The following is a 22,868-nucleotide window of genomic DNA, read 5'->3' as shown; positions in this document are numbered from 1 at the left end:
ACATTACATTATGCCATTAAATATTGTTCTTATAGAACCCGAAATTCCAAACAATACAGGTAACATAGGAAGGTTGGCCCTAGCCTCTGGCTCTAAGTTACATCTGGTAAAACCCTTTGGTTTCGAATTGAGTGACAGCCGACTTAAAAGAGCTGGATTGGATTATTGGCAACATTTAGATGTACATATATACGAATCTATTGAGGGTTTTTTCAATGTACATAAAAATGCAAAATTTGTGTTTCTATCAAGTCATGGTTCTTCACCACACTGGGATATACCGTTTCAAAATGATTTGTTTATGGTCTTTGGAAAAGAATCTGTTGGCCTACCTAAACCTTTAATTGAACAACAGCAACAACAGTTATATAAAATACCCATAAACAATGAACATGTTAGAAGTTTAAATCTAGCCAATGCCGTGAGTATTGTGGTCTTTGAGGGTTTGAGACAATTAGGTAATATTTATGATTATTAGATTATATATTCGTTATATTTGAATATGCAACCGTTGAAAAAATTAAGCCTTTTATGTTTTGGGCTAACACTGCTAGTCGGTTTAGGCTCTTTTTCTGGCGTAGAATTACAACCGCAAATTGAGGGGGTAAAAACGACTTTAGTTGTTGGTCAATCTAGTAATAATTCGCGCTTTTCCATATCATTTCAGAAAGCCTCAGAGTCCCTTATAAGCTGTTTAAATAATCAGGTAAACTTTTCTTTTTATGCGATTAGACTTTTCCATAGTCATAATCAAGTTACCGCTTTTAAATCTTATACAAATAAAGCATTTAATATAAAGTTTAAGAAACTTCACTCCGAAGTGTACGCCTTGTATCACAACAAAACTTTTTACCACAACCACATAGTATAATAGAGTTCACTAACTCCATTGGAGTTTACTTTTTGCTAATAGCGTCAAACAACCGTTTGACTGCTCTTTCATTCAATATACTATGAAGATAAAAAAAACCTTAAGGCTAATGGCCTTGATTTTTATGATTTTTTTAGCTTGTATTGTCCCATTCCCAATACAATTTAATCAAAAAGACAATTTACCAAAACATCTAATAGAACAAGTAGAAAAACGAGAAGACGAAGAAGATGAAGACACTCTTAAAGAGGTCTTTTAGATGGGTTTTTCTGTAACATATCCAAATACAAACGTTCAACTTTGGCTCTAGCCCAAGGCGTACGTCTTAAGAACTTTAAGCTAGATTTTACGGATGGATCGTGAGTAAAACATCTAATATTAATTTGATGTCCCATATACTCCCATCCGTAATGCGCTTCTAGTTCGGTTACAATTTGTTCTAAATTCACACCATGTAATGGGTTGTTTTTTTGAGTTGCCATTAGCTCTTTAATACAAGATTTTTGATTTTTATTGCTTTTTCGAAATGGTCTAATTGATGTGTTTCAATCCACCATGTTGCAGCTTCCATCAAAAGTTCTGGAGTGTCATTCTTATTCTTGAAAAAAGCATAAAATGAGACACCTACGCTAGTTCCTTTTTTAGCGATTTTTTCATCACAAATCTTAATTATTTTCGCTTTTAAAACAGGTGTCATTTTAATTACGTTTATCGTTATGCCTCCTTGAATTCGTGTTTTTATTTCGTCTATTTCTATTTTGATTTCTTCCAGAATTATGAGACTTAGATTTTCTAGAATTATTACTCCCTTGTCTATTTTGTCCAGGTTTAATAGGCTCGGTAGATGCATTTGGATCGGGTTCAAAGCCTTCAATAATTTCTACTTCAATACGTTCTCCTATTAGTTTTTCAATATTTTTAAGGTATAACGTCTCATCGGCACTCACTAAAGATAATGCCTGACCATTGGCCCCAGCTCTACCCGTTCTTCCTATTCTATGCACATAATCTTCAGAAATATTAGGTAATTCAAAGTTTACAACATGAGGTAACAATGGAATATCTAATCCGCGAGCTGCAATATCTGTTGCTACCAATACTCTAACCGTTCCTTTTTTAAAACCAGCCAAAGCCTTGGTTCGTGCACCTTGACTTTTATTGCCATGAATCGCAGCAGCACTAATACCTGCAGAGATCATCTTTTTTGTTAATCGATTAGCGCCATGCTTGGTTCGTGTAAAAACTAATGCTTGTTTCCAATTGCCATCGGAAATTAGTTTAATAATAAGGTCTGTTTTTTTGTTTTTAGCCACGCGATATACTTTTTGCGAAATCGCTTCTACTGTAGAATTTTCTGGCGTCGCTTCAACTTGCACTGGCTGATTAAGAATACTGTTTGCTAATTTCCTAATATCTTTTGAAAAGGTTGCCGAGAACATTAAGTTTTGACGCTTATTTGGCATTAAGTTCATAACACGTTCAATATCTCGTAAAAAACCCATGTCTAACATTCTATCGGCTTCATCTAATACAAAGACTTCAACACGCTTAATAGATAATAGATTCTGATTCTGTAAATCCAGCAAACGTCCTGGTGTCGCCACTAACACATCAACACCTCTGCGAAGTGTTGCAACCTGAGGTTTCTGATTGACACCTCCGAAGATAACTGCGCTTTTAATATTTAAAAACTCGCTATAATCTTTAACGCTTTCATAAACTTGAGCCGCCAGCTCTCTTGTTGGCGTTAAAATTAGAGCACGAATTGGTCTAAACTTATCTTTAGGGTTTTCTGATAAATAATGTAATAGTGGCAATGTAAAGCCTGCAGTTTTACCAGTTCCTGTTTGAGCCGAAGCTAACACGTCTCGACCTTCCAAAATTGGAGGAATTGCTTTTTCTTGTATTGGACTAGGTGTCGTGTATCCTTTTTTGCTAATTGCTTTTAACAAGGCGTCAGATAAGCCTAAAGATTGAAATGACATAAAAATTAATTGGGCCTATTATTGGCATTTAAGATGACTCTTAATTATAACATCATCTCTCTTATTTTAAACAAAGGTACTGCTTATTTGCTTGTTAACTCTACATATTTCATTTAGTTAAAAAAATAATCTGTTTTAATTTTTGTCTGCATGTCTATTGGTTAACTTTGTAATACAGGATTGCTGTAAGTTTCGATATGAGATTAATTACATTAGACGATTTTAAAGACACCTTATTAAAAGGTAAGCAAAGAGGTTGGGATTTTATTCTTTCCAAATTTACCTTTCAAAATAATGCGCGTACAAAAAGTGCTTTTAATAGTTCTGCTGTAATTAGTGCCAATTGGTGGGAAATTCCATATGTAAAAAAGCGTTGGAATAAAATGATGACCAATGATGAACATCAAAACTATAAGCAATATCTCATGGAGACTGTCCTAAAAGATCATTCAAATTTAAAGCTCTTATCCCTAGGAAGTGGTACTTGCAGTCATGAACTTGAGTTGGCACAATATAAGCAATTTGAAGCCATTACTTGTGTTGACTTATCTGAATATAGAATTTCACAAGCCGAGAAAAAGGCCGCACAAAACAATCTACAAAACATCTCATTTGTATGTTCTAATATTGACAATTTCAGTTTTAAAGAGGATCACTATGATGTTGTACTTTTTAATGCTTCACTTCATCATTTTAGACACGTGGATACCTTATTGTCAGAAAAAATAGTTCCCTGCTTAACGAGTTCTGGTTTACTTGTTATTAACGAGTACGTTGGACCAAATCGTTTGCAATTTCCAAAGGCACAAATACAGAAGATTAACAAGGGTATTCAATTGCTTCCTAAAAAATTCAGAAGACGGTATAAATCCTCACTATACAAAAACAGCTTTTCGGGATCAGGACTACTAAGAATGATTATTGCAGATCCTTCAGAATGTGTCGATTCATCTAGCATCATGCCTTCAATCAATAAGCACTTTAAGGTGATTATAGAAAAGCCCTATGGTGGGAATATTTTAATGAATGCTCTTAAAGATATTTCTCATCATTTTATCGATCTAGATGACGAAAAGACAAAAGCTCTTGATGCTATTTTTGAATTTGAAGATGAGTATTTAAAACACAACCCTTCAGATTTTGTTTTTGGTGTTTATAGAAAACCTGAGCACTAAATTACTTTAAAAAAACTCGCGATATTGAAGTACTCTAAAATCGAAGGTATTAAACTTAGGGTTCTTAGCTTTAAGTTGTTTGTACAGCGGAAGTCTACTTATTGAGATATTTGCCGCACCAGAGCCAGAGGTTAATGATACCGTTTTTATAGTTCTTCCATCTAGGTTAAATTTATGGATTCTGGGAACCTCATTAGATATTAATTCTAGTTTCTTATTATAGTTTTTGAGATGTCTCCTAAAGAAATATTCTGGTCCGTTTTTACTGTTGCCACCTGTAAACAGCAGTGTGTCAATTTTAGGGTATTGCTTTAAGTAGTTTACGACATCACGTAATTTGATATTTTTCATACCCAAATCTGAGGCATCAATTTTCTCACGTTCTGCACTTTCAACGATATCACAAACGCCAATATTATGCTGAATTAAAAACGCTTTGCGTTCTTGGATTGCTTCTTGAGAATTATCATATCTCAAACCCAATTTATGAATTTCGTCTATAAATAACCAGAGTGAATTGTAGTAACTTCCGTAGCAAAAATCAACATCTTTTTCAAGCAATTCTCCAGTACTAAACCTTGGAGGTGGTAACGTGCCTACAATGAGTTTGGTGGTTTCTTTTTTAATAAATGGCGTATAAGGATGCTTATGAAAAAACATTATCTTGTAAATACAAGTTCGGTTGCACTAGATAATTCATCTGAGAATCGATAATTTTCATAATTAAACCCTTTTACATCATCTATACTTTTTGCATTAGAATCAATAATATAGCGTGTCATATAGCCTCGTGCTAGTTTGGCAAAGGTCATTATTGTTTTATACTCTCCGTTCTTAAAATCTTTAAAATTTGCAGTAATTACTGGCACTTTTAAGGCTTTCGTATCTATGGCCTTAAAGTATTCGTTGCTAGCAAGGTTTAAAAATAATTCATCTTCTTCAAGTTCTTCATTTAAGGCTTGAGTTACTTTCTTTCGCCAAAACTCGTAGAGGTTTTTATTCTTTCCAACGGGAAATTTTGTTCCCATTTCCAATCGATAAGGCTGAATTAAATCTAAAGGTTTTAAAACACCATACAATCCTGAAATGACCCTTACTGTATCTTGGAGTTTGTCTATTTTTTTTGAATCAATAGTATAAGCATCTAGTCCTCTATAAACATCTCCGCTAAATGCATAAATGGCCTGTCTTGCGTTGTCTTGTGTAAAAGGTAAGCTCCAATCCTGATTACGTTGGTAATTTTGTTGACCCAAATTATCAGATATTTTCATCAATTTAGACAAACTTTTTGCAGATTTCTTCTTTAATAACTTGTTTAGACGTACGGCTTCATTTAAAAAACAGCCTTCAGTTGTTTTTGTAGTAGGTAACTTGCTTTCGAAGTCTAATGATTTTGCTGGAGAGAGTACGAGTTTCATAAACGATATTTTTCGTTAACTAAATTACAATATTTCTTTGTTTTTTTCAGGTTAAAGATACAACCATAAACTCATACATTTGAACAGTTACAAATGCAATATTAAATACTATAATAATAAAAATTAATGATGATTACTTCTGTACTTCTTCTGAAACCACTTCCCATTCAAAATTAAGATATAACTCACTTCTAGCATCTAATGGATTTTTGGATGTTGCAATAATTTCTAATTTATCTGCAATGAGTTTTTCGTTAATCTCAGCATCTCTTATTAAACTATTATGTTGAGTTGCTTCGGAATCTTTATGTTCTTTATGAACTATATTAGAATAACTATACAAATAAAACTTTGTTCCAATTGCTTTTTGTTGATGATAAAAGAATATATCTTCATAACCATAATTACCACAGAATTCTTCGTCGACGCCATTAGTTTTCATATAAATAGATTTCGTCATAAAAAACACATTCACGTGAGGTCTTACCGTTTGCAAGTTGGAAATAGTATTAAATTTAAATATCGAATTATTAGGCAATTTATAATCTGTTAATCTACCCAATAAGTTTTCTGGAAACAGAATATCTAAATCTGTAACAATGATATTTTCAGATTTTGCGTATTTCACGCCAAGATTTCTGGCGCCTCCTTGATTCCATTTTATGTCTGTTTTAACTCTTAGCAACGTATAATTTAAAACGATATCCTCTGGGATATGAATTGGAACGTTAGAATGGTCATCAACAAACACGAAATGAATTTTTTTTAAAATATCTCGGCTATAGCTACTGTAGACTCTTATTAGTTCTTCTAAGGGGTTTGATTTATTATCTTCAAGATAAAACTGTACGACGTAACTCAATTTTAGATCATTAGCATCAGGCCCTTGGTTTTGAATTTTATCAATAAATAATTGCTGCGCCTTAGTATTAATAAACTTGTTACTATCCCAAAGTGAAATATCTGCATTATGAAATCCAAACTGTCCATTCCATGCATTATTTTCTACGCTAAATTTATGAGCTATTTCTTCTGGTGCAAATTGAATGCCTTTAGATTCTAAAGAAGATCTATATGTTTTACATATTCTTAAATCTTCAGGGTGGAATTCTTCAATATCATTAGTTTCGCTAAGAATACTGAGTAATTTTTTAGACCTAAGGCTAAATCCGCCATTTCCCATACCCCAAAAAGCTGGAGCTCCGATATAGTCATATTCTAAAAAGGTTTCAGACCAACGATTAGGGTTAAGTACAAATCCGTCATATTGAAAAATTAGTACAAACTCAGTATCTACATACTTTTCGAGTTCTTTAATCATAAACTTACTATACCCTTCAATAGAATCGATTTGTGGGATTCTAACAATTCTTTTGTCGCTAGACTCTAGATGTGTAAGTAACTTTACCGATTTGAAACTTACAAATTTTTGTGATATATCTGCAGCTTGTATCAATCTATTAATATCAATACAATCAACACCAAGTAAGGTCACATTATCTAAGTTAAGCATTGGCCGAAGTGTTATGATTAATATTAGGATAAGGATAAAACACATCTAATTGCTCTAAAGCCTTAAAAGTTTCGAGAAACTGTGTTGGCATATATTCAATATCAATGTCTTTATCAGAAAGATTATTGGCTAAAAACTTTCGGCTTTCAAAATCTTTAATTTCAAGTAAGAACTCTTTGTCATTACTTTTAAATATATAACTATCATCCTCTATTATAATCCTAAAATCTTGATTTAAAATATACAATTGGGAGGTAGATTTATAAATCTTATTGAGTAGCTTTAATAACTGAAAGAGCATTTTTTTAGGTAAAACTTTGTTTAAACAAACCTTATCTTCACAATTAATAATAACTTCATAATTGCATCTCAAATTACAATTCCCACGTTTTCCCCATATAAGCTCGACTTTCTCAGAGAATGCTCCCCATGATCCAGGACCTGTAGGTCCGTAGATGGTGAGTATAGGGATATTAAATGCACCTGCCAAATGTGTTATTCCAGCATCATTTCCTATGTGAAACTGAGCGCCAGAAACGACATGCCCAACTTCATCTATATCTCCAGTAACTAATTCGTAGTTAAGTGCTTTACTTTTAAAATAAGGTTCTGGATTTGGGTCGTTAGGACCAATAATTATCTTCGCTTTTAATTGAGGATAGTGCTCATAAATTAACTCAATTAAACTAGCATAATAGTCAATTGGCCAAGCTTTTAAAATAAAACCTGCTCCTGGGTGCACTGTATAATAGATCTCGGAGGCTTTTCTTTTTTTAAAATATGGATACGCTGTTTTTGTCTTAACAATATCTGGAAATTCTGAAACTATACCATCCTTATAATGCTCAATGGAATGCTGTTTTACTTTTTTATGCGTATGATAAACTATTTGAGGTTTCTTCTCTAGGTCATTATTAAATCGAGGATAATTGCCTAATTCTATAATAGTATCATAATGAGATTCATCTACAGTAGTTTCGTCTATAACCAGAATCCCTTCCAAATGGGTTTTAAAAAGATTAACTAGTCTTGGTTGCGTTGCATAAGTTACCTCATTAAACTTTTGCTTTAGCATGTATAATGATGGAACCGTAAAAAAGATATCTCCTATACCTCCATAACTTTTATAGACTAAAATAGATTCTTTTGCAGCACTTTTGAGAGCTCCCATTCTTAAAGTTTTTGATTTGTTAAAAGCGAAGTAATATTAATAAATATGTTTATTAACTAAAAGTGTTTTCCAAATTATACCAAATTGTATAACTCAAAAAACACCATATCTAGAATCTAAATTCTATTTTTTATAAGATCATTTGAATGGATTAATACCCCCCATCGTAATAACCGTCATCATAGTAACCATCGTCATAATATCCATCATCGTAATAACCGTCATCATAGTAACCATCGTCATAATAGCCATCATCATAATAGCCATCATCAAACATTCCATTATCGTCATCAGAATCGGACGAACATGAAACCGCCGAAAGCCCAACAATACTGGCTACTGAAGTTATTACTAATGTTTGTCCCGATTTCTTTATAAAGTCTCTTCTTTTCATCTGTTTGAACTAAATTTCTTACACAAAAATAGTATTTTTTTTGAATTATAAAACTAAATTTTCAATTTGTATCTTGATGTCTTGCATAATGTCTCCATTTATCAATGCACTGCTGCATATCATCAGGAATTGGAGAATCAAAACTCATATGTTCACCCGTTCTGGGATGTTCAAAACCTAAAGTTTTAGCATGCAATGCTTGTCTTGGTAACACTTTAAAACAATTATCTACAAATTGTTTGTATTTAGAAAAAGTTGTCCCTTTTAAGATACGCTCGCCTCCATAACGTTCATCATTGAAAAGGGTATGTCCAATGTGTTTCATGTGTACGCGAATTTGATGCGTGCGTCCCGTTTCTAATTTACAAGACACTAATGTCACATAACCTAAACGTTCGATAACTTTATAATGCGTAACTGCGGGTTTTCCTTTATCTATATCGTCTCCTTCGAAAACTGTATTCTGCAATCTGTTTTTAGGATGACGACCAATATGCCCTTCTATAGAGCCTTCATCTTCTGACATATTTCCCCATACTATAGCTACATATTCGCGTTCGCTTGTTTTATCAAAAAACTGCTTAGATAAATGGGTCATTGCTTGCTCGGTCTTTGCCACAACAAGTAAGCCACTGGTATCTTTATCTATACGATGTACTAAACCTGGTCGCTCACTAGAGTTATTAGGTAAGTTTTCGAAATGATAAACCAAGGCATTAATTAAAGTTCCTGAATAGTTACCATGGCCTGGGTGCACAACCATTCCTGCAGGTTTATTAAGAACAAGTAGTTCATCATCTTCATAAACTATATCTAAAGGTATATTCTCTGGTGTTAGTAAATACTCATAAGGAGGATGCTCAAAAAGTACTCTAATCTTATCAAATGGCTTAACCTTATAATTTTGTTTTACAGGCATATCATTTACATAAATACTTCCATCTTTAGCCGCAGCTTGTATTTTATTTCGAGTAGCATTCTCTATACGATTCATCAAATATTTATCAATGCGCAGCGGAGTTTGGCCCTTATCTACTATAAAAGCGTGATGCTCGAATAACTCATCGTCATTCTGTTCAATGGATGTATTTTCTGTGGTCATTATTAGTTAGATCCGCCGCGTTTTCCGTTTCCTAAAACGACGTCAATTTTAGAAGTTAGCGGAAGTAATTTTCCCGCTTCAATTGTTTCTCCTTTGTACTTTATTGAAATCACTTCATCTTTACCTATATCATCAACATAGGTCACTTGTCCAACATTAAAACCTAGGGTTTCCAATGTAGGTTTTGCTTGACGAAATGTACGACGTACAATATTAGGAACAGGAACTTTACGATATCCCGATGGATTTAAAGTAAGATATATTTTTCTATCTTCTTTTACTTGAGCTCCAGCTTTAGGGTATTGTTCTATAACCGAATATTTTGGGTATTTAGGATTATAGTTCGCTGAATCTTGAATTTCCATCACCAAATCATTATCATTTAATTCTATTTCCACTGTTTGGAGTGTCTTACCTTTTAAATCAGGAACTTTAATAAATTCACCATGATTTGTAGTGCTTTTTAGCCATTGCATAGTCAAAAACAAAATAATCACTAACGCAACAATTGCTAATCCTAATTGTTTAAAAAATGTTTTACTCTTAAGAAACTTTATAAGACTCATGTAAAAAATTTACTGTGCGACAAATATATAAAAACGAAAGCGTTTTTTTTATGGGTTTAATATGCTATTTTAGCTTAACTCGATTTGAAGCGTATTATTGTTAAATAAGATATACGATTGAACATAAATAAAAAGACTATCTCTTGAGTACAATTGGTTTATGAAAAAGAATATAGCCATCATAATGGGTGGGTTTTCAAGTGAATATGAAATCTCTCTCAAAAGCGGACAAGTAGTTTACGACACCTTAGACAAATCTAAATATAATGCGTATCGCATTCATATTTTTAAAGACAAATGGGTTTTTGTAAATGATCTAAACGAAGAATTCCCGATCGATAAAAATGACTTTTCGGTTGTGGTAAATGAAGTCAAAATCAATTTCGACTGTGTTTTTAATGCCATTCATGGTTCTCCTGGAGAAGATGGATTCATGCAAGGTTATTTTGAGTTACTCGGTATGCCTCATACAAGTTGTGGCATGTACCAAGCGGCTCTAACTTTTAACAAAAGAGATTGTTTAAGTGCTTTGAAGCCATATGGTATTAAAACAGCAAACTCTTATTACGTCAATTTTGGGGATACCATTGACGAAGATACTATAGTTAAGACCGTTGGACTTCCTTGTTTTGTAAAAGCAAATAGAGCCGGAAGTAGTTTTGGAATTACTAAAGTCTATAAGAAAGAAGATATTCAGCAGGCTTTGGAAGTTGCCTTTAAAGAAGATGATGAAGTTATTATAGAATCCTTTTTGGATGGTACAGAAGTTTCTGTTGGTGTTATTAACTATAAAGGTGAAATAAAAGTTTTACCAATTACTGAAATCGTCTCTAATAATGACTTTTTTGATTATAAGGCAAAATACTTAGGTGAGTCTCAAGAAATCACTCCTGCCCGAATAGATGATGTTTCAGCAAAGAAAGTAAGACAAATTGCAAAAAAAGTATACGAAGTACTTAAATTAAAAGGGTTCAGCCGCAGTGAATATATTTTTAAAGATGGTGACCCACACCTTTTAGAAGTCAATACAATTCCTGGTTTGACAGCTGCAAGCATTTTACCTCAACAAGCGGCCGAAGCAGGAATTAGTTTAAGTGCATTATTTGAAAATGCCATTGAATCTGAACTAAATTCCTAACATAGCTATTATGATACTTTGGGGGATTGAGAAAAACAAACTTGATGAAGGAGAACTAAGACATGTCACTTGTCCAAAATGTCAAAGTAAAACCTCCATGTCATATGAAGTCTTTGGTAAATACTTATACCTCTTTTGGGTTCCTATGTTTCCAATAGGTAAAAAAAAACACTTAGAATGTGATACCTGTGCCGAGCAATTTCAATTAAAAACCCTTCCTAAGGATATACAACAGCATTTTAAAAATAGAATACGCACAAAATATCCGCTTTGGTATTTTAGTGGTATTGCCATATCGACTATTCTAATTTATCTACTTTCTGTACTTTTTGCAGACCGTGAGATTAAAGATCAAAATCTTATAGATCATCCAAAGATTGGTGACATATATACTATTAAGGTAGATAAAACTAAGGAACATATTAATGATTATTCGTCTCATTATACACTTATGAAAGTAATTGATGTCTCTAATGATAGTATAACGGTTATGTACAACACCAAGACCGTAAAAAAGGTCTACAAAAGTAGACTTATTGATAAGGCCAAGTTTTATGACTCAACATTTACTAATCGCTTTTCGCTTCAAAAACTAAAAGAATACTACGAGACAAAATATATTAAAGTCGTAAACAGAAGCTAGTTTAAGCGTCTTAAATAAAAACAGAATTGTATCTTTAACCTATGAAACGAGCAATCTTTCCTGGATCTTTTGATCCGATTACACTTGGTCACTACGACATTATAAAACGTAGTGTTAGGCTTTTTGATGAAGTTATTGTTGCGATTGGCATTAATGCCGACAAAAAGTATATGTTCTCACTTGACGAACGTCAACAATTTATTGAAGAAGCCTTTAAAGATGAACCTAAAGTAAAAGTGGTGACTTATAAAGGGCTTACCGTAGACTTTTGTAAAGAAAATAATGTAGAATTTATTTTAAGAGGCTTGCGTAATCCCGCAGATTTTGAATTTGAAAAAGCTATAGCCCACACCAATCGAGACTTGGCTCCTATTGAAACGGTATTCTTGTTAACTGCTGCAAGTACGTCTTATATTTCATCATCAATAGTTAGAGATGTTATAAGAAACAATGGCGATTACACCAAGTTGGTTCCTAAAAGTGTTAGAGTCAAATAAGGTTGTTTCGTTTGGCTTTCTAGTATAGTTATAATTTAATATAACCTTTGAAATTGTTGTAAAACATTTTTCAATGCACTTAGATATTTCTTTAAATACATTAACTGCTATTTCATAATATTATAATTTCAGAAGAGTAACTTCAAATGGAAAGAAAAACAAGTGCTATAATACTCAATAGAATGCATAAAAAAAGCATCAGATTTGAAAGGCCTTTTGGGACAACAAAATTAACTGACGCTTTTTATAAAAATTGATTAATAGCATGACGAATATATAACTTAGTTCGAGGTTCTGTATGATTTTTTCGACAAGAAGCAATTAAAAAAGATTAAGCGTAATCTTACAAAAATCACACCTAAACATAATTTCTGTAACACTATCTTAATTATTAAGACAATTTAGATATACCGCTTTATCCTAGTCTCGACAGCATAAATAGTTTCTATTTTATAAGAAGATGTCCTTATTTAGAAAAATAAAAAAACAGGATTAGAATTCGATATGAGGAAACTTCGAATTGATAATTGATTGTTGATGGGTAAGCTGATGAAGAAATGTTTGATGCGCTTCAGATTTCGGATTAAATGGTCGATGCGCCAACCCCTTTTGAATTGAATCTATAGCGTTCATCGTTTTTTGTGTCTCTTCGGAAATCCATGTGTCATGAAAACGATTCCAAATATATTGAACTGCAGTCGCATTTGGGTGAATCATGTCATCGCTATAGAATCTGTAATCTCGGAGCTCATCCATCATAATTTCATACGATGGGAAGTAATAATTATGATGTCTAGGATCGGCAACCTGATGAATAGCAGCTATACAGTGCGCTTTACTTAAAGTATTCTGAGTAAAACCATCTTTTGTATGTCTTACTGGTGATACCGTAAAAATAACGGACGCTTTAGCATTTATACTTCTTATCAAGCTAACAATAGCCTCCAATGACTGAACGATTTGATCTACTTCCAAAAGTTCTTTTAAGAATTTCTTCTGTGGTATCTTATGGCAATTTGCAACAAATTTATCTGTTTCAATAAATCGATATGCCCATGCCGTTCCCAATGTAATGATTACATGGGTTGTTTCACTCAAAAACTGGCGCGTTGCTTCGAGATGGGTATTCAAATTTTGAAGCAATTCTATTTCGGAAGGACTGCTTAATTTAGAATGCGCATCAAAACAATGCCATTGCTCATTATGAAAAACAATATCATCCTTAGTATATATTTTTTCATTAATAGCATTAGTAATTAAACGTTCTATTGCCAAAGGATGAAATAAAATACCAAATGGGTTTTGAAATTTCTGAAATTTGAAATAACTAAACTTATCACCTATATTTTCCGAAAAACATGATCCCAATAACAGCACTTTAGAATGATAATCAATTTGATTAAACTGTTGCGGTTGTATGGGTATGTTCGTTTGAAAATTCAAATTAACTTAGTTTAAATAGTCTTTGACTGCCTTTAAAGCCTCATCGATGCCCTCTGGGTTTTTACCTCCAGCTGTTGCAAAAAACGGTTGACCACCACCTCCACCTTGGATGTATTTACCTAATTCTCGCACAATAGTTCCTGCATTTAAATCTTTGCTCGCTACTAATTCTTTAGAGATATAACATGATAAAATAGCTTTGCCGTTGTTATCTGCACCAAATAATAAAAACAAATTATCAAACTGACTTCCCAATTCGAAACATACGTCTTTTATTCCGGCTGCATCTAAATCCAATTTTTTAGCTAAAAATTGAACACCATTTACATCGGTTAGTTCATTTTTCAGATCGCCTTTAATAGATTTTGCTTTTTCTTTTAATAAGGTATCAATTTGTTTTTTCAAACTCACATTTTCATCTTGAAGACTTTGTAAAGCCTTTACTGGTTCCTTAGCATTATTAAGTAAATCTTTCATTTCAAAATATGCTCTATTATTATCGAAATAGAAATCTTTAACAGCATCACTCGTTATAGCTTCAATACGACGAATACCTGCCGCTACAGCACCTTCAGATACAATTTTAAAATGCCAGATATCACCAGTGTTTTTTACATGTGTTCCTCCACAAAGTTCTATAGATTGCCCGAAACGAACAGCACGAACTGTGTCACCATATTTTTCGCCAAAAAGTGCCATTGCACCTTCGTCAATCGCTTGTTGCATTGGAATATTACGTTGTTCTTGCAAAGGTAACTTCCCTTCGATACGTCTATTTACAAAGTTTTCTACTTCGCGTAATTCATCTACAGTAAGTTTAGAAAAATGTGAGAAGTCAAAACGCAAATATTTAGAATGGACAGCCGATCCTTTTTGTTCCACATGAGGCCCCAAGACTTCGCGCAATGCTTGATGCAATAAGTGCGTTGCTGTATGATTACATTCGGTTCTATAGCGCTGCTTCCCATCAACGACAGCTTTAAATGTTTCATTAAGATGCTTAGGTAAGCTCTTAGCAAAATGAATGGAAACGTTATTCTCCTTCTTAGTATCAATAATATATACCACATCACCATGCATATCTTCTAGATATCCCTTATCTCCTACTTGACCTCCTCCTTCAGCATAGAAAGGCGTCATATTAAACACCAATTGATAGAGTTCGCCATCTTTCTTAGATGATACTTTTCGGTATTTAGTGATTTTCACTTGGGCATCTAAAGTATCATAACCAATAAACTCTTGATCTTCGTCTTCTACAAGTATGGTCCAGTCATCCGATTTTAACTCAGATGCTTGTTTTCCGCGTTCTTGTTGTTCCTTGAGTTTCTTTTTAAAATCTTCAACATGGTATGTAAATCCTTTTTCACGAAGTATAAGGTTCGTTAAATCTTCAGGAAACCCGTAAGTGTCTTTAAGTTCAAACACTTTAGCTCCAGAAATTTCTTTAGTTTTTGCATTCTCAATAATGCGATCTAGGAGAATTAAACCTTGCTCTAGCGTTCTTAAAAAAGAGGTTTCTTCTTCCTTAATGACATTCTCTACAAGTTGTCTTTGTTCTTTTAATTCTGGAAAAGCCTTGCCCATTTTTTTAACAAGAACATCAACTAATCGATATATAAAAGGTTCTTTTTTATCGAGAAATGTAAATCCGTAACGTACGGCACGACGTAAAATTCTACGAATCACGTAACCTGCTCCCGTATTACTAGGTAGTTGGCCATCAGCAATAGAAAAAGCAACAGCACGAACATGATCTGAAATCACACGTATAGCGATGTCGGTCTTTTCATCTTTTCCATAATCTTTATCTGTAATGGTTTCGATTTCTCGAATGATGGGCGTAAACACATCTGTGTCATAATTGGATTGAACACCTTGCAACACCATACATAAACGTTCAAACCCCATCCCTGTATCGATATGTTTATCTGGAAGAATCTCCAAAGAGCTATCGGCTTTACGATTGTATTGCATGAATACGAGGTTCCATATTTCAACCACTTGAGGGTGATCCATATTTACCAAAGATTTCCCATCAACTTTTGATTTCTCTTCTTCAGAACGTATGTCGACATGAATTTCACTACAAGGTCCACAAGGTCCTTGATCTCCCATTTCCCAAAAGTTATCTTTCTTATTTCCCATGAGGATACGATCTTCAGGAATTATCTTCTTCCATAGATCATAGGCCTCTTGATCCATTTTTAAATTATCAGCATCATCGCTCCCTTCAAAAACGGTTACATACAGGCTATTTTTATCTATTTTATAGACTTCAGTCAATAATTCCCAGGCCCAAGCGATCGCCTCTTTTTTGAAATAGTCCCCGAAACTCCAGTTTCCGAGCATTTCAAAAAGCGTATGATGATAAGTATCATGTCCAACTTCTTCCAAATCGTTTTGTTTACCTGAAACACGTAGACATTTTTGCGAATCGGTTAGACGATTGTTTTTAGGTTGTGCATTTCCGAGGAAAAATTCTTTAAAAGGTGCCATCCCAGAATTGACAAACATTAAGGTTGGATCATCTTTTAAAATCATTGGCGCAGATGGCACAATGCTATGTTTTTTTTCTTCAAAAAAATTCAGAAAAGTATGTCGGACGTCTTGAGACTTCATAATCAGTTGTTAAGTACCTTGTTCTTATTTAATTCCTTTAAATAAGAAACAATTTATATATTTGTGTTACGTTCTATTATTCTTGCAAAAATAGAATTTTTTAAGATATGTCTAAAGTAAAATATTATTACGATTCTGAAACCCTGTCTTACCGCAAAATTGAGCGTAAGAAAGGTAAGACCATTAAGTTTGGAATGCTGTTTTTATTGGCTTCTGCTCTTTTTGCGTTTTTAATTCTCTTTATTGCAAGTCAATATATCGAATCTCCAAGAGAACGTGCTTTAAAACATGAGCTTGCTAATTTACAGCTACAGTACGACGTATTAAACAAAAATATAGACAATGCCTTTGCCGCTTTGGAGAGTGTTGAAGAGCGCGATAATAATATTTACAGATTATATTTTGAAGCTAATCCTATTCCGATGGAGCAGCGTAGAGCTGGTTTTGGTGGTATTTATCGTTATAAAAAATATGAAGGGTTTGATAATTCTAAGTTGATTATTGAAAGTAATAAACGTTTAGAGCTTTTACAAAAGGCCATAGATGTTCAATCGCGTTCTTTAGATGAGATTAAAATTCTTGCTGAAGACAAAGAGAAATTTTTGTCGGCTATTCCTGCAATCCAACCTGTAAGGAATGAGGATTTAAAACATATGGCATCGGGTTATGGTTATAGAACTGATCCATTTACCAAGGTGCGTAAATTTCACTATGGTATGGATTTTACGGCACCAAGAGGTACACCAGTGTACGCCACAGGCGATGGTGTAGTGAAACGTGCAGATGCTAACTCATCTGGTTACGGTAAACATATTAGAATTGATCATGGTTACGGCTATGTATCCCTATATGCTCATTTATACCGTTATAACGTTAAAGCGAATCAAAAAGTGAAGCGTGGAGACTTAATAGGTTATGTAGGAAGTACAGGGCGTTCTGAGGCACCACATTTACATTACGAAGTTTTTAAAGATGGTGATCGTATTAACCCAATAAATTTCTATTACGGCAATTTAACTGCCGAAGAATACGCACGACTATTAGAAAAAGCATCATTAGAAAACCAATCTTTAGACTAGGACTATGCACATTGATCTTCCGGAAAAACGTTACTATGGCATTGGCGAAGTCGCTAAAGCATTTAATGTTAACACATCATTGATTCGTTTTTGGGAAAAGGAATTTGATGTTCTAAAACCTAAGAAAAACGCTAAAGGCAATCGTAAGTTTACACCCGAAGACATTAAAAATTTAAAATTCATTTACCATTTGGTAAAGGAACGTGGATTTACGCTTGAAGGTGCTAAAACACATCTTAAAGAAGGCAAAAAACAGTCTCTAAGTACTTTTGAGATTATAGAAAAACTAGAAAGTGTTAAGGCACAACTTTTAAAAATAAAATCACAACTTTAAAACACTATCATTATGAAAAAATGGTTACCATGGATTATTATAGCGATAATTGCAATTGGATTATATTCTACGGGTAAGGGCTTCTATAATAAAGTAATTGTGCAAGAAGAAAATATTGGGGAACAGTGGTCTAAAGTTGAAAGTGCTTATCAATTGAGAAGCGATTTAATTCCCAATTTAATGAAGATTGCTGAACGTTATGCTGAATACGAGCAAGAGACATTTAAAAGTGTAACAGATGCAAGATCTAAAGCGACTAGTATCCAAATTGATCCTTCAAATATTACTCCAGAGCAACTGGAACAATTTAAGAAAGTTCAGGGTTCTATGACGTCGGCGCTATCAAGACTTTTAGCAGTATTTGAACGTTATCCAGATTTAAAAGCCCACGAGAATTACAAGGAAGTAATGAATTCTTATGATAGGGTCGAAAAACGTATTAAAGTAGAGCGTGATCGTTTCAATGAAGCGATTACACCTTATAACAGTTTAGTCAGAAAATTTCCTAATAACCTATATGCATCTGTATTTGGTTTTGAAAAAAAATCACGATTTGATGGTGATGATGGTATCGAAGTTGCACCTGATGTTAATGATAGTATTAGAGAATAATAACCATGTCTAACATCGAAGATTTCTTAACGGCGTTTGAAGAAGAAGAAATTATTAGTGCAATACGAAAAGCCGAAAGCTCTACATCTGGAGAGATTCGTATTCATATAGAACATAGCACAAAACTTGATCCTACCGAGCGGGCAATGGAAGTTTTTCACTTCTTAAAAATGGACAACACCAAACTTCAAAATGGCGTGTTAATCTATGTTGCCGTAGATACAAGAGTTTTTGTAATTTATGGCGATAAAGGTATCAACGATGTCGTATCCCAAAGTTTTTGGGATAGCACAAAAGATGTGATGCAATCCCATTTTAAAGCCAATCGATTTAAACAGGGCCTTATTGAAGGCGTGCTAAAAGCAGGCCAGCAGTTAGAAGAACATTTCCCATGGATTCATGGTGATACTAATGAATTGCCTAACGAAATCTCTAAAGGATAATGCTGAAACTAAAACATACTGGCTTTCTTATTTTAATTTGTATTATAGGCAGCTTTTCTCATACAGCATTTGCCCAATATAAAATACCTCCCGTTCCTAAAGAACAAACCAGTGTTTATGATAACATACATCTTTTAACGTCCTCACAAAAAAATAACCTTGAGCAAAAACTAATTCGGTATTCTGATACGACATCAACTCAAATTGTGGTAGCTATAATAAGTACACTTAACGGTGACGATATCACTTTAGTTGGAGCTGAATGGGGTCAAAAATGGGGAATCGGACAAGCCGACGAAGATAACGGAATACTCATTTTGCTAGTCAAAGATGATCGAGAAATTGATATTAATACAGGTTATGGAATTGAATACCGACTGAGTGATATTGATGCGGAGCGTATTATAAATAGGGTAATTATCCCAGAGTTTAAGAAAGGAGATTTTTATAGCGGTCTAGATAAAGGTACAGATGTCATATTCCAAATATTATATGGTGAATTTGAGGGTGTCCGCGAAAATAATGCTTCTCGATTTCCATTCGAGATTCTCATTTTCTTACTAGTCATTTTCATCATATTTATTATTGCCATTTCCAAGAACAGAAGAAATGGAGGAAATGGTGGAGGTCAACGCACTAATGGCACCAGTATTTTAGATGCCATTATACTAAGCAATATGGGGCGCGGTAGCTATGGTGGACGTGGTAGTTCTAGTGGGGGCATTTTTGGTGGTGGCTTTGGAAGCGGCTCTTCTGGAGGAAGTTTTGGGGGCAGTGGCTTTGGAGGTGGCTTCGGTGGTGGCGGCTTTGGTGGAGGTGGCGCTTCAGGTAGTTGGTAATAAACGATGAAAAAAGTTGTTCTTTTACTTCTCTTTGTAATTGGTATCTCTTGTAGAACCAAATCTGTTAAGACATTATTGATAAGGTCATGATCGCCAAATTTAAAGAAGGCAACTATTACCTAGGCATCTCTCTCTTCTGGATTAGATTCGATTATGAGTGCCTGGCGTTAGTCTAAAATGAAAAAACTGTTTTTACTCACCTCTCCTTTTGAACCTAAACTATTAAATTTCCAACTAAAACTAAGCATAAAGTACTGTTGTAATACTGTACTCTGTCTATCTTCAATATAATTTTGAGTGGCACGTCGTCTAGCATTTGTGTTTTGATTGAGTAAATCGTAAACCTTTAAGGTCATTACTGCCTTGTCTTTCATGAAAGAATAGGCTAAAGTGGAGTTCCAAAACCAAGCGCTTTTTTGAAATCCTGGAGCCACATTAGGATTATAGGCAAAATCCACAGTATTGGTCCATTCAAACTGTTTTGGCAAATAGGTTGTGAAATTTAAATCAACATCATGTCTAAGAAAATCTACGTCCTCAAAGGTTTCAATATCGTAAGTGTTTTTGGTGAAAGACATGCGATATCTTGGTCTAAATTCTAGGACTTCTTTCCAATTAAAGCGCAATCCAATGCTTGGTGTTAACGAGCTAACGTTACTTTCATATTGTACCTCATTATTGAAATTAATATTTCGGTTAAAACTAGCTGATAGTCCAATATCATATTTGATCGTTTTTAAAGAATCAGCCTTGAAAGTTTTACTGTAATTAACATTTCCGAAGACATTATAATTACCATTAACATTGGCATAAGTTGTTGTTCGTTTTAGGGTTTCTGGATCAACAATAGTTCTTGATACGACTTGATTTCTACTAAAATTCACACTAGCATAGCTATATACTCCTGTTTTCTTCTGAAAATCGAAAGCATTATATCCCATATACAAACGGTGTCTATTTGTAGGCTCTAAGTTTGGGTTTCCTGTAATTGTATTTAAGGGATTAGACACATTCTGAAATGGTTGCAGTTGAGACAAACTTGGCGGTGAATTATTAAGTGAATACCCTGTATACATTGACGACTTAGGGCTAAACCTATAATTAAAATTTCCTCGTAATTCTACAGCTTGAAAGTTTCGTTTAAGACTTAATTCAGGTCTTAGAAAATCTCTATTCTCTAAAGTTCTAAACACATAACTGGAAGTGATACTTGTAGACCATTTTTCTTTTCTAAGCGTTAACTTCACCGATGGCGTATTTTCTTGATTAAAATATTCGAAATCTGAACTCAAATCTAGATTAAAATCGTCGTACAAATTAGTCGTCATATCGCGATCAAAGGTACTTCTTAAGTTTGTTCGTTTCTCGTCTCTAAAGGTATATTTGAAATCTAAAAACAACTCCTTGGCTTTTATGGGTAACCTATAGGTAGACGACAATCGTAATGTTCTATTTTCCGTTTCAGAATCGGTAAACTGATCTCTTATAATATCATCATCTGTGGTATTAAAAAAATTAGTCTCAGAAGTTAGAAAATCATCAGATTCATTTTTATTAATATCATTATCAAACTCAAATTTCAAAAAGGCTCCATCATTTCCAAAACGTTTGGTAAGGTCAAATTCGGCACCAAAACTTTGGGCATTGCCATCTACAAAAGAACCCGTTGTGGATTGGTTTGTTAAGTCGTTATTTTCGTCACGGGTTTCTTCATCTTGAGAAAAAGAGGTCTTAGATGTAGACCATCGGAAAGATGGATTAACCGTAATTAAAAACGTGGAATCTACTTCGATATCAAACCCTAAATTAGCGCTATGATTCTGACCATCGTTAATAGATCTCGACCGTGAATCTGAGAAGAATCTCGAATCTGGCAGAATGTTTTCGCGTTGCGTTAACGTTTCGTTTTCAGAATCACTTCCTGAATAAAAATAATCGGCTGTAACTTCTACTTTTTCACTTAATACATCGGCATAATTTGCACCAACATTTTGTGAAGTCGTTATCCCTTGTCCGCCACCAAAAGAACGTCCATTTATAGCAAAAGATCCATTACTACTAATGCTCATACTATTAGCATTACCAAACATTTTTTGAATTTCGCCAAAACTAAATCCAGGAGAATTGGTGTTGTTTCCGCCCGCCAATATACTTACGCGTCGATCATTATCAAATAGATTAACCATTCCTGCCAATTCATAACGTTCATCCGTTCCTGCTCCAGCGGCTAGTCGTCCAAAAACACCTTTATTATTCTCTTCTTTTATTGTAAGGTTTATGGTTTTATTTTCTTTATCTCCCTCTTCACCTGAAAAGGCCTCAGACTTTGTTTTGGTATCGGTAATTTGAACTTTTTCTATAATATCTTTAGTTAAATTACGCGTGGTAATGGTTGGGTCATCTCCAAAAAACGGCTTTCCATTAACCAAAATTTTACTGACATCTTTTCCATTTACTGTAATCTTTCCATTTTCGTCAACCTCAACACCAGGTAGTTTTTTAAGTAGATCTTCAACATTAGCATCCTTTTTGGTTTTGAACGATTTAACATTAAACTCGAGCGTATCTTTTTTTATGGTAATTGGTGCTCTAGATTTGATAACCACTTCATCCAAAGCATTGCTAATTTTTAATGCAATCGTTTTTAAATCGATCTCTTCTTTATCTATGGAAATTTGCTTAAAATAAGTTTGATAACCTACATAGTCTATAAAGAGATTGAGCTTATCATCATAAGTTTCATTTTCTAAGACAAAGTTTCCGCTCTTATCTGAAATTGTATAGGTTACCAGACTGCTATCCTTGACGCGTTCGAGATAAATTGTGGCTGATTCTAAAGGCGATTTATTGTCGTTAGCAACAATGTTTCCAGAAATCTTAAAAGATTTTGATTGTGAAAACGCTAATGAAACAGTTAAAAGCGCTATGAAAAAAAGGAATTTCTTCATGTGGTTGATTGATTGATGGTTTATACGTTACAAGTATAACTATAAAAACAGTTATAAAACTAAAAAAATAGT

The 22,868-nt window shown here is 33.8% G+C and carries 24 protein-coding genes; 11 read left to right on the top strand and 13 right to left on the bottom strand.

Annotated elements, in window-relative coordinates; genetic code table 11:
* Positions 1-10: 10 nt before the first annotated feature.
* The gene (locus Q0787_RS10335) at positions 11-478 is read left to right on the top strand and encodes a tRNA (cytidine(34)-2'-O)-methyltransferase (RefSeq protein WP_298902520.1); all 468 of its coding nucleotides are present in this window, start codon (positions 11-13) and stop codon (positions 476-478) included.
* A gap of 475 nt (positions 479-953) precedes the next feature.
* A complete protein-coding gene (locus tag Q0787_RS10330; protein ID WP_298902518.1) occupies positions 954-1,130 on the top strand; it encodes a hypothetical protein in 177 nt (58 codons plus the stop codon).
* Here the strand turns inward: Q0787_RS10330 and Q0787_RS10325 are convergent.
* Genes Q0787_RS10325 through Q0787_RS10315 form a run of 3 tightly spaced genes read right to left on the bottom strand, consistent with a single transcriptional unit; the run spans position 1,114 to position 2,856 of the window.
* Positions 1,114-1,353, bottom strand: a complete 240-nt coding sequence (locus Q0787_RS10325; RefSeq protein WP_298902517.1) for a VF530 family protein — start codon at positions 1,351-1,353, stop codon at positions 1,114-1,116. The genes Q0787_RS10330 and Q0787_RS10325 overlap by 17 nt on opposite strands.
* Complete coding sequence (locus Q0787_RS10320) at positions 1,353-1,568, bottom strand: DUF6500 family protein (protein ID WP_298902516.1); 216 nt, start codon at positions 1,566-1,568, stop codon at positions 1,353-1,355. The genes Q0787_RS10325 and Q0787_RS10320 overlap by 1 nt, the downstream gene beginning before the upstream one ends.
* Before the next feature lies 1 nt (position 1,569).
* Complete coding sequence (locus tag Q0787_RS10315) at positions 1,570-2,856, bottom strand: DEAD/DEAH box helicase (RefSeq protein WP_298902514.1); 1,287 nt, start codon at positions 2,854-2,856, stop codon at positions 1,570-1,572.
* A 197-nt stretch (positions 2,857-3,053) separates the two neighbouring features.
* On the opposite strand from Q0787_RS10315, the gene Q0787_RS10310 reads away from it, so the two are divergent.
* Positions 3,054-4,031, top strand: coding sequence for a class I SAM-dependent methyltransferase (locus Q0787_RS10310; RefSeq protein ID WP_298902513.1), 978 nt, complete (start codon positions 3,054-3,056; stop codon positions 4,029-4,031).
* Between the two features lie 6 nt (positions 4,032-4,037).
* On the opposite strand, the gene Q0787_RS10305 is transcribed toward Q0787_RS10310, so the two are convergent.
* The 7 genes from Q0787_RS10305 to Q0787_RS10275 all read right to left on the bottom strand — a co-directional run bounded on the left by Q0787_RS10305 (position 4,038) and on the right by Q0787_RS10275 (position 10,195).
* On the bottom strand, positions 4,038-4,691 hold the full coding sequence (locus Q0787_RS10305; protein WP_298902512.1) for a uracil-DNA glycosylase family protein: 654 nt from the start codon (positions 4,689-4,691) through the stop codon (positions 4,038-4,040).
* The gene (gene yaaA, locus Q0787_RS10300) at positions 4,691-5,449 is read right to left on the bottom strand and encodes a peroxide stress protein YaaA (protein WP_298902510.1); all 759 of its coding nucleotides are present in this window, start codon (positions 5,447-5,449) and stop codon (positions 4,691-4,693) included. Before yaaA ends, Q0787_RS10305 begins: the two co-directional genes overlap by 1 nt.
* A 133-nt stretch (positions 5,450-5,582) precedes the next feature.
* Positions 5,583-6,962, bottom strand: coding sequence for a DUF5672 family protein (locus Q0787_RS10295; RefSeq protein ID WP_298902508.1), 1,380 nt, complete (start codon positions 6,960-6,962; stop codon positions 5,583-5,585).
* The gene (locus tag Q0787_RS10290) at positions 6,955-8,133 is read right to left on the bottom strand and encodes a glycosyltransferase family 9 protein (RefSeq protein WP_298902507.1); all 1,179 of its coding nucleotides are present in this window, start codon (positions 8,131-8,133) and stop codon (positions 6,955-6,957) included. The genes Q0787_RS10295 and Q0787_RS10290 overlap by 8 nt, the downstream gene beginning before the upstream one ends.
* Before the next feature lie 151 nt (positions 8,134-8,284).
* Entirely contained in the window at positions 8,285-8,527 is a 243-nt protein-coding gene (locus Q0787_RS10285) for a hypothetical protein (protein WP_298902505.1), read from the bottom strand.
* A 61-nt stretch (positions 8,528-8,588) separates the two neighbouring features.
* The gene (locus Q0787_RS10280) at positions 8,589-9,629 is read right to left on the bottom strand and encodes an RluA family pseudouridine synthase (RefSeq protein ID WP_298902504.1); all 1,041 of its coding nucleotides are present in this window, start codon (positions 9,627-9,629) and stop codon (positions 8,589-8,591) included.
* 2 nt (positions 9,630-9,631) lie between these two features.
* Positions 9,632-10,195 (bottom strand): PASTA domain-containing protein, encoded by a 564-nt coding sequence (locus tag Q0787_RS10275; RefSeq protein ID WP_298902503.1) that lies wholly within the window; start codon positions 10,193-10,195, stop codon positions 9,632-9,634.
* Positions 10,196-10,355: 160 nt separating this feature from the next.
* Here Q0787_RS10275 and Q0787_RS10270 point away from each other — a divergent pair, with 160 nt between their 5' ends.
* Genes Q0787_RS10270 through coaD form a run of 3 tightly spaced genes read left to right on the top strand, consistent with a single transcriptional unit; the run spans position 10,356 to position 12,473 of the window.
* Complete coding sequence (locus Q0787_RS10270) at positions 10,356-11,333, top strand: D-alanine--D-alanine ligase (protein WP_298902502.1); 978 nt, start codon at positions 10,356-10,358, stop codon at positions 11,331-11,333.
* Positions 11,334-11,343: 10 nt separating this feature from the next.
* The gene (locus Q0787_RS10265) at positions 11,344-11,976 is read left to right on the top strand and encodes a zinc-ribbon domain-containing protein (RefSeq protein WP_298902500.1); all 633 of its coding nucleotides are present in this window, start codon (positions 11,344-11,346) and stop codon (positions 11,974-11,976) included.
* 41 nt (positions 11,977-12,017) lie between these two features.
* Entirely contained in the window at positions 12,018-12,473 is a 456-nt protein-coding gene (coaD, locus tag Q0787_RS10260) for a pantetheine-phosphate adenylyltransferase (RefSeq protein WP_298902499.1), read from the top strand.
* A gap of 492 nt (positions 12,474-12,965) precedes the next feature.
* Here coaD and Q0787_RS10255 read toward each other — a convergent pair whose 3' ends face one another.
* Both Q0787_RS10255 and alaS read right to left on the bottom strand, forming a co-directional pair.
* Positions 12,966-13,916, bottom strand: coding sequence for a GSCFA domain-containing protein (locus tag Q0787_RS10255; RefSeq protein ID WP_298902497.1), 951 nt, complete (start codon positions 13,914-13,916; stop codon positions 12,966-12,968).
* A 6-nt stretch (positions 13,917-13,922) separates the two neighbouring features.
* The gene (alaS, locus tag Q0787_RS10250) at positions 13,923-16,538 is read right to left on the bottom strand and encodes an alanine--tRNA ligase (protein WP_298902496.1); all 2,616 of its coding nucleotides are present in this window, start codon (positions 16,536-16,538) and stop codon (positions 13,923-13,925) included.
* Positions 16,539-16,645: 107 nt separating this feature from the next.
* Here alaS and Q0787_RS10245 point away from each other — a divergent pair, with 107 nt between their 5' ends.
* From Q0787_RS10245 to Q0787_RS10225, 5 genes are read left to right on the top strand one after another with little or no spacing between them, the layout of a single operon-like run.
* Positions 16,646-17,617: a M23 family metallopeptidase gene (locus Q0787_RS10245; RefSeq protein ID WP_298902495.1), complete on the top strand. Its 972-nt coding sequence runs from the start codon at positions 16,646-16,648 to the stop codon at positions 17,615-17,617.
* Between the two features lie 4 nt (positions 17,618-17,621).
* Positions 17,622-17,951, top strand: a complete 330-nt coding sequence (locus Q0787_RS10240; RefSeq protein WP_298902494.1) for a MerR family transcriptional regulator — start codon at positions 17,622-17,624, stop codon at positions 17,949-17,951.
* A 12-nt stretch (positions 17,952-17,963) separates the two neighbouring features.
* Positions 17,964-18,563: a LemA family protein gene (locus tag Q0787_RS10235; RefSeq protein ID WP_298902492.1), complete on the top strand. Its 600-nt coding sequence runs from the start codon at positions 17,964-17,966 to the stop codon at positions 18,561-18,563.
* Between the two features lie 5 nt (positions 18,564-18,568).
* Positions 18,569-19,006 (top strand): TPM domain-containing protein, encoded by a 438-nt coding sequence (locus Q0787_RS10230; protein ID WP_298902491.1) that lies wholly within the window; start codon positions 18,569-18,571, stop codon positions 19,004-19,006.
* Positions 19,006-19,845, top strand: a complete 840-nt coding sequence (locus tag Q0787_RS10225) for a YgcG family protein (RefSeq protein WP_298902490.1) — start codon at positions 19,006-19,008, stop codon at positions 19,843-19,845. The genes Q0787_RS10230 and Q0787_RS10225 overlap by 1 nt, the downstream gene beginning before the upstream one ends.
* A 170-nt stretch (positions 19,846-20,015) precedes the next feature.
* Here the strand turns inward: Q0787_RS10225 and Q0787_RS10220 are convergent, their stop codons facing one another.
* Entirely contained in the window at positions 20,016-22,796 is a 2,781-nt protein-coding gene (locus tag Q0787_RS10220; RefSeq protein WP_298902489.1) for an outer membrane beta-barrel protein, read from the bottom strand.
* Positions 22,797-22,868: the final 72 nt, after the last annotated feature.

It is taken from the genome of uncultured Psychroserpens sp. (genome assembly GCF_947492715.1).
In the GTDB taxonomy this organism is placed as follows: domain Bacteria; phylum Bacteroidota; class Bacteroidia; order Flavobacteriales; family Flavobacteriaceae; genus Psychroserpens.
Note: the sequence above shows the minus strand (reverse complement) of the source record. Positions and strands in the feature narration are given on the sequence as shown.